General features: G+C 76.1%; 5 protein-coding genes. 2 read left to right on the forward strand and 3 right to left on the reverse strand.

Translation table 11 applies throughout. The features are described from left to right. Positions 1–717 precede the first annotated feature (717 nt). A complete protein-coding gene (locus ACI79U_RS17035) occupies positions 718–2,388 on the forward strand; it encodes a helicase-related protein (protein WP_457070132.1) in 1,671 nt (556 codons plus the stop codon). Between the two features lie 75 nt (positions 2,389–2,463). Here ACI79U_RS17035 and ACI79U_RS17040 read toward each other — a convergent pair whose 3' ends face one another. Then, positions 2,464–3,519: a hemolysin family protein gene (locus ACI79U_RS17040; RefSeq protein ID WP_457070134.1), complete on the reverse strand. Its 1,056-nt coding sequence runs from the start codon at positions 3,517–3,519 to the stop codon at positions 2,464–2,466. Beyond that, entirely contained in the window at positions 3,516–4,907 is a 1,392-nt protein-coding gene (locus ACI79U_RS17045) for a hemolysin family protein (RefSeq protein ID WP_457070136.1), read from the reverse strand. Before ACI79U_RS17045 ends, ACI79U_RS17040 begins: the two co-directional genes overlap by 4 nt. Before the next feature lie 231 nt (positions 4,908–5,138). On the opposite strand from ACI79U_RS17045, the gene ACI79U_RS17050 reads away from it, so the two are divergent. Beyond that, a complete protein-coding gene (locus tag ACI79U_RS17050) occupies positions 5,139–6,752 on the forward strand; it encodes a phospholipase D family protein (RefSeq protein ID WP_457070138.1) in 1,614 nt (537 codons plus the stop codon). Positions 6,753–6,756: 4 nt separating this feature from the next. On the opposite strand, the gene ACI79U_RS17055 is transcribed toward ACI79U_RS17050, so the two are convergent. After that, entirely contained in the window at positions 6,757–7,788 is a 1,032-nt protein-coding gene (locus tag ACI79U_RS17055) for an ABC transporter ATP-binding protein (protein WP_457070140.1), read from the reverse strand. Positions 7,789–8,043 lie beyond the last annotated feature (255 nt).

Here is an 8,043-nt window from a genome sequence, read left to right on the forward strand (position 1 = left end):
CCGGACGACGTGCTGCGGGAACCGGCGGCCGCCCCGGCGACGAGGTCGGACGCGAGCAGGACCCGTACGTCCACCCCGTCCACCCCGATCCCCGACACGACGTCGACCTGGCCCCGACCATGCCCGACGATCCCGCCGCCCGACAGGGCTGCGCCCGGTCAACCCGGACAGCGCCACCTTGCCGACCACCGGCAATCGACCCGGGCGCGAGCCGGTGTGAGCAGGCCATCCCGGCCGCGAGCACGTCCCGGGCACGGGGCCGCCGGACGGTCGACGAGCGGCTCCGCGACAGCGCCCCGCGCGCCGCCATCCGGCACTCCGATCGGGTGACGCGCGGCCCGTCGGCCCCGCAGCGACCCCTTCCGGCCTACCATGTCGGTGATCACCTCCACCTCGACCCGGCCGGGTACGCGGCGCCGCCGCCGTGCCCACCTCGCTGTTCCGCTGGCACGTCGCGGAGCGCAGTGCCGGGAGGGAGGGCCCGGACCTGCGCCGGGCATGTCCGGAGGGCGCGCGTTGTTGTCCAGGCTGAGGTCCGCGACACCGCGTCGACCTCCCCCTGGCTCTCGTCCCCCACCGAAGGACAACCCCCTGTCTGCCACCGCCCCCGAGCAGTCCCCCGCCCGCCGACGCGAGCGCTCCTCCGGCCGTGAGGCCGCCGCGCGCGAGGCCGACCGCAAGGCCGCCCGCGACGAGAAGACCGCCCAGCAGATCTGGGTGGACGGCGCCGCCCCCGAGCTGCCCAGCCGCACCGTGCGACCCGAGTCGGTCGTGTTCCACCTGGGCCCCACCAACTCCGGCAAGACCTACGAGTCGCTGCAGGCGCTGGCCGCCAACGGCTCCGGCGTCTACGCCGCCCCGCTGCGCCAGCTGGCGCACGAGGCCTACGCCAAGCTCTCCGCCCAGCTGCCCGCGGGCACCGTCGGGCTCTCCACCGGCGAGGAGGAGATCGACCCCTTCGCGCCGATCGTCTGCTGCACCGTCGAGAAGGCCCCGATGCGCGGCCAGCTGCTGGTGCTCGACGAGTCGCACTGGGTCGCCGACCCCGACCGCGGCCACCACTGGGCCCGGCTGCTGCTGACCGGTGAGTTCCGCGAGATGCACCTGATCTCCGCCGCCGAGGCCTACCTGCTGCTCAAGCCCCTCGTCGCCGACGCGCAGTCGATCGAGGTCGTCAACCACAAGCGGCTGTCCCGGCTCGACGTGCTGCACGCCCCGGTCAAGCCGGCCACCGTGCGCCCGCAGACGCTGGTGGTCGCCTTCTCCCGCAAGACGGTCTACGCCGTCGCCGCCGAGCTCGACCAGCACCGGCCGGGCAAGGTCGGCGTCCTCTACGGCGCGCTGCCCCCGGCCACCCGCCGCGAGGTGATCGAGAAGTTCACCGACGGCGAGTTCGACGTGCTGGTCACCACCGACGTCATCGGCCACGGCATCAACGTGCCGGCGACGACCGTGCTGTTCGCCGAGACCAGCAAGTACGACGGCATCGAGGTGCGCCCGCTGCGCAGCTGGGAGGCCGCGCAGATCGCCGGCCGCGCGGGCCGCTACGGGCTCACCGGGCACGGCAGCGTCGGCGTCCTCACCGGGATCGCCGGGCTCAAGCCGGTGCCCGCGCTGGTCGCCAAGGGCGCCTCCGTCGCCCGCGGCGACGAGATGAGCGACCTGCCCAAGCGGGCGCCCCGGCTGCGGCCGGAGCTGGAGGACCTCGGCGCCTTCGAGGCCGTCGACCTGCCCGAGGCGCTCACTCGCTGGATGTCCTGGGCCCGCCGCGCCACCCGCGACACCGGCATGACCGCCGACGACGTCACCCCGCTCATCCTGCGGGTGCACGCCCTGCTGCCGCTGCTGCGCGGCCCGCTCGGTGCCGCCGGCGACCTGCAGACGGTGTGGCGGCTGGTCAACCTGGCCATCGACTACAACCCGCCCCGGCGGATCCGCTGGCTCACCCTGGCCCGGGCGGCGCTGCGGCAGTCCGTCGGGCTGCCGGTGGCCGCCGAGACGGTGCTGCCCGACGTGCCGCGCGGCGGGTCGGTGGAGGACTTCGAGCAGGCCGCCGCCGCGGCCCGGGACGCGCAGACGCTGCTCCGCCAGTTCCCCGACGTCGCCGGGCTGAGCAGCGAGGACGCCGCCTGGGTCGAGGAGGAGTGCGCGGAGAGCATCAGCGAGCTGCTGCCCGACGCCATCTCCATCGGCCGCTCCGGGAAGTGCGCGGAGTGCGGCACGGCGATCGCCCCGTGGTTCAGCACCTGCCGGCCGTGCAGCTCGCGGCCCGCGGGCCGCGGACCCGACGGTGGCCGCGCCCGCGACGGGGGCCGCGACGGCCGCCGTCCCGGCTCGCGCTCGGGCTCCCGGCAGGGCCGCCGGCCCACCCGCTCCGGCCGGGGCTGACCCGCCCGCTGCCCACGCCCTCCCGCGCCACCGCAGGAAGGGCCTGGGCAGCGGGCCGGACGACGGGCCCGGTGCCTACCGGCGGCCGGCGGCCACGGTCTGGGCCGCGTCGCGCACCTCGCCGACGAGCTCCTCCAGCACGTCCTCCAGCGCCACGACCCCGGCCGCCCGGCCGCCGCCGTCGCGCACCACCGCGAGGTGCGCGCCCTCACGCTGCATCGTCGCCAGCACCTCGCGCAGGCCCTGCCCGGTGGTCGCGACCGCCAGCCGCCGGATGCGCGCCGGGTCGACCGGGGCGTCCCGCTCCGCGGCCGGGGTGGCGAGGAAGTCCTTCAGGTGCAGGTAGCCCACCAGGTCGCCGTCGTCGCCCACCACCGGGAAGCGTGAGTAGCCGGTGGTCGCGCAGACCTGCTCGAGCTCGCCGACGGTGATCCCCGGCGGCACCGTGACCAGGTCCGCCGTCGGGATGGCGACGTCGGCGGTGCGCTGCTCGTCGAACTGCAGCGCCCCGGTGAGCAGCTGGTGCTCCCGCTCGTCGAGCAGCCCCTCCCGGTGCGACTCCCCGATCAGGCCGGTCACCTGGTCCCGCGTGAACGTGGAGCTGACCTCGTCCTGCGGGGTCACCTTCAGCGCGCGCAGCACCAGGTTGGCCACCTTGTTGAGCAGCCAGATCAGCGGGTGCAGCGCACGGACGACCCAGTAGAGCGGCGGGCCGAGCAGCAGCGCCGCCCGCTCCGGCCCGGCGAGGGAGATGTTCTTCGGCACCATCTCGCCCAGCACCATGTGCAGGAAGACGACGACGGCCAGCGCGAGGGCGAACGCGATCGGGTGCACCAGCGCCTCCGGCACGCCGGCGGCGGCGAACGGCCCCTCCAGCAGGTGCGCCACCGCGGGCTCGCCCACGGCGCCCAGCCCCAGCGAGCAGACCGTGATGCCCAGCTGCGCCCCGGCCATCATCAGCGAGACGTTCTCGATGGCCCGCAGCGTGGTCCGGGCGCCGCGCGCCCCCTCGGCCACCCGCGGCTCGATCTGGGTGCGGCGGGCGGAGACCAGCGCGAACTCGGCGCCGACGAAGAAGGCGTTGCCGGCCAGCAGCGCCACCGCCAGCAGGATGGCCACGGTGTCGCTCATCGGTCGGCCCCTTCCGCGGGCTGCTGTGCCGAGGCCGCGGTCGCGCCCCCGGTGCGCCGGAGCCGGACCCGGTCGACGCGGTGCCCGTCCAACCGGGTCACCGACACCTCCACCTCGGTGGGGACCGGGACGCCGTCGGCGTCCGGGCGGGTGACGTCCCGGGCCGGCAGGACGATGCGGTCCCCCACCTGCGGCAGCTTGCCCAGCCGCTCGGTGAGCAGGCCGCCGAGGGTCTCGGTCCCCTCCCCGTCGGGCAGCTCCAGCCCCACGGCGTCCCCGGCCTCGTCGGGGCGGAGCAGGCCGGAGAGCACCCACGACCCGTCCGGCGCCTGGCGCTGCCGGTGCACGGGCGCGTCCTGCTCGTCGTCGATCTCGCCGACGATCTCCTCGATCAGGTCCTCCAGGGTCACGATGCCGGCGGTGCCGCCGTACTCGTCGACCACCACCGCCAGCTGCAGCCCGGGTCCCCGCAGCGTCTCCAGCAGCGGGTCGAGTTCCACCGTCTCCGGCACGGCGCGGACCTGCACCATCACCTCACCGACCGTGCGGGTCGCCCGCTGCGCCGGCGGCACGCCCATCGCGTGCTTGAAGTGCACGACCCCGATGACGTCGTCGACGCTCTCCCCCTCCACGGGGAACCGCGCGTGTCCGGTCTCCGCGGCCAGCGCCAGCAGGTCGGCGACCGGCTGGTCGGCGCGGAGGAACCGGACGCGGGGGCGCGGGGTCATCACGTCGGCGGCGGTCCGGTCGCCGAACTCGATGGACCGGGCGATCAACTCGGCCGTGCCGGCGTCCAGCGTGCCGGCCGCCCGCGACCGGTCGACCAGCGAGGCCAGCTCCTGCGGCGCGCGCGCCGAGGCGAGCTCCTCGGTGGGGGTGATGCCCATCAGGTGCAGCAGCCGGTTGGCCGACCCGTTGAGGAAGGCGATCAGCGGGCGGGCCGCCGCGGTGAAGGCGCGCTGCGGCCCGGCCACGAACTTCCCGACCCGGGTGGGCTCGGCGATCGCCCAGTTCTTCGGCACCAGCTCGCCGAAGACCATCTGCACGCCGGTCGCCACCGCGAGCGCGAGGCCGACGGAGATCGCCGTGACCGCGCCGTCGCCGAGGCCGGTGAGCCCCAGCGGGCCACGCAGCAGCGTGGCCAGGGACGGCTCGGCGATGAAGCCGACGACGAGACTGGTCACGGTGATGCCCAGCTGCGCGCCGGAGAGCTGGGTGGACAGCGACCGCATCGCCTTCACGACGCCGGCCGCCCGGCCGTCGCCGGCCGCCGCCTCCCGCTCCAGCGTGGCCCGGTCGGCTGCGATGAGCGAGAACTCGGCCGCGACGAAGACCGCGTTCGCGGCGACGAGCAGGACGGCCGCCAGGAGCAGCAACCACTCGATCACCGGCGATGGCCCCCGGGTACGTCGCGCCAGTCCGCCTGGCAGCGCGTGTCCACTGTGTTCCCCTGTCCATCGACGGTCGTCCGGGTGCGCACATGCACAGGCTGCACTGCTCCCGGGCCCAACGCCCGAGCGGACCGGCTGGTTCCACGGTAGGACGGAGGGCACCCGCCCTCCACACGCCGCGGTGCACTGCCGACGGGGGACGCACCGCCGACCTACGGAGCCGCCTGGATGACCCGACAGACGCCCCCCGAGCCGGCCCCACCCGGGCCGGCCGCCTGGTTCCTCACCGCCGCCGAGCGCGGCAACGACGCCACCCGCCTGCTGCCGTGGACCGAGGGCAACGTGGTGCGGCCGCTCGTCGACGGCCGCAGCTACCTCGCCGCCCTCGCCGAGGCGCTGGCGGGCGCGGGTCGCGGTGACCTGGTGTACCTGGTCGGCTGGCGGGGGGACACCGACGAGCTGCTCACCGACGACGGCCCGACGGTGGGCAAGGCGCTCTCGGACGCGGTCCGTCGTGGCGCCCTGGTCAAGGGGCTGATCTGGCGGTCGCACCTGGAGGCGATGGCGTTCTCCGCCGAGCAGAACCGGGACCTGTCCCGCGACGTCAACGAGACCGGCGGGGAGGTGCTGCTCGACCAGCGGGTCCGGCCGCTGGGCAGCCACCACCAGAAGTTCGTCGTCGTGCGGCACCGCGACCGCCCGGCCGAGGACGTCGCCTTCGCCGGCGGCATCGACGTGGCGCACAGCCGGCGGGACGGCGGGGCGCACGAGGGCGACCCGCAGCGCCGGCCCTTCGCCGAGGCCTACGGCGACACCCCGGCGTGGCACGACGTCCAGGTCGAGCTCCGGGGGCCGGTGGTCCGGGAGGTCGAGGCGGTGTTCCGGGAGCGCTGGCAGGACCCCGCCGAGCTGTCCCGGATGCCCTGGCACGTGCTGCCCGACCTGCTCCGCGGGCAGGACCGGGCGCCGTCCTCGCTGCCCGAGGCCCGGCCGGCCGCGCCGGGCGAGGGGTCGTGCGCGGTGCAGCTGCTGCGCACCTACCCCAACCGCTGGCCCGGGTACCCGTTCGCCCCGGACGGCGAGCGCAGCACCGCCCGCGGCTACGCCAAGGCGCTGTCCCGGGCCGAGCGCCTGGTCTACGTGGAGGACCAGTACCTGTGGTCGACCGACGTCGCCCGGGTGTTCGCCGAGGCGCTGCGCGCGCGGCCGCGACTGCACCTGGTCGTCGTCGTCCCCCGGCACCCGGACAAGGACAGCCCGCTCAGCATCCTGCCGGCGACCCTCGGGCACACCCGGGCCCTGGACATGGTGCGGGCCGCCGGTGGGGACCGGGTGCAGGTCCTCGACGTGGAGAACCCGCGGGGCATGCCGGTGTACGTGCACGCCAAGGTCTGCGTCGTCGACGACGTGTGGGCCACCGTCGGCAGCGACAACTTCAACCGCCGGTCCTGGACGCACGACTCGGAGCTGACCGCCGCGGTCCTCGACGCCGACCGCGACCCCCGCGAACCGACCGACCCGGGCGGGCACGGCGACGGCGCCCGCCGCTTCGCCCGTGAGCTCAGGCTGCGGCTGATGCGCGAGCACCTGGACCGGGCCGACGGCGACGACGGCGACCTGCTCGACCCGGACGAGGCCGTCGCGGTGGTCCGCCGCAGCGCCGCCGCCCTGGAGGCCTGGCACGCCGGCGGGCGCCGCGGGCCCCGCCCGCCCGGCCGGCTGCGCGCGCACGTCGTCGAGCGCCCAGCCCTGTGGAAGCGGCTGCTGGCCGCCCCCATCTACCGCTACGCCATCGACCCCGACGGCCGCCCGCCCCGGCTGAAGCTGCGCCGCAGCATGTGAGGGGTCACGACGTCGCGGCGCCCGCCTCCTCGGTCACCGGGGTGCCGACGACCCCGTGCAGGTGGCAGGCGGCGAGCTGACCGGGCACGCCGGCCGGCTGCAGGGCCGGGTCGACGTCGTCGCAGGGCTCGAAGACGTACGGGCAGCGGGTGCGGAACCGGCAGCCGCTGGGCACCGCCGCCGGGGACGGGACGTCGCCGTGCAGCACGATCCGCTCCCGGGTGCGCTCCACCGACGGGTGCGGCACCGGGACCGCGGACAGCAGCGCCTGCGTGTACGGCATCTGCGGCTCGCTGCCCACCGCCGCGGCCGGCCCGACCTCCACGATCCGCCCCAGGTACATGACCGCGATCCGGTCCGAGATGTGCCGGACGGCGGACAGGTCGTGCGAGATGAACAGCAGCGTGAGGCCCAGCCGGCGCTGCAGCCCGCGCAGCAGGTTGAGCACCTGGGCCTGCACGCTCACGTCGAGGGAGGCGATCGCCTCGTCGCAGACCAGGAAGTCCGGCTCTCCGGCCAGCGCCCGGGCGATCCCCACCCGCTGCCGCTGACCGCCGGAGAACTCGTGCGGGTACCGGCCGGCCACCGCCGGGTCCAGCCCGACCAGCTCCAGCAGCTCGCCCACCCGGGCCGCGCGCTCCCGCCGTCCGGCGTGCAGGCCGTGCACCTCCAGCGGCTCGGCGACCGTCTGCGCCACGGTGCGCCGCGGGTCGAGGGAGGCGAAGGGGTCCTGGAACACCATTCCGGCCCGCCGCCGCAGCCGGCGCAGGTCCCGGGCGTTCAGCGCGGTGACGTCGGTGCCGTCGAAGGTGACGGTGCCGCCGGTCGGCTCGACCAGCCGCAGCAGCGCGTTGCCCAGCGTCGACTTCCCGCAGCCGGACTCCCCCACCAGGCCCAGCGTCTCGCCGCGGCGGATCTCCAGGTCGATGCCGTCGACCGCGCGCACCGCCCCGGTGGTCCGGCGCAGCACCCCGGAGCGGATCGGGAAGTGCACCTGCAGGTCGCGGGCGGAGACCAGCACGTCGTCGTCGCTCATCGCGCCTCGCCCTCGGTGCACCAGGTCGCCGCCCGGTGCGGCAGCCGCTCCTCTTCGCCGAAGTGGCCACTTTGGCGAAGCTGGCCCGGGTCTCCCGCACCAAAGTGGCCACTTTGGCGAAGCTGGCTCGGGTCTCCCGGGGGGGGGGGGGGGGGGGGGGGGGGGGGGGGGGGGGGGGGGGGGGGGGGGGGGGGGGGGGGGGGGCGGGGGGGGGGGGGGGGGGGGGGCGGGGCGGTGACGCACGACTAGCGGCCG

It is taken from the genome of Modestobacter sp. SYSU DS0904 (genome assembly GCF_054051115.1).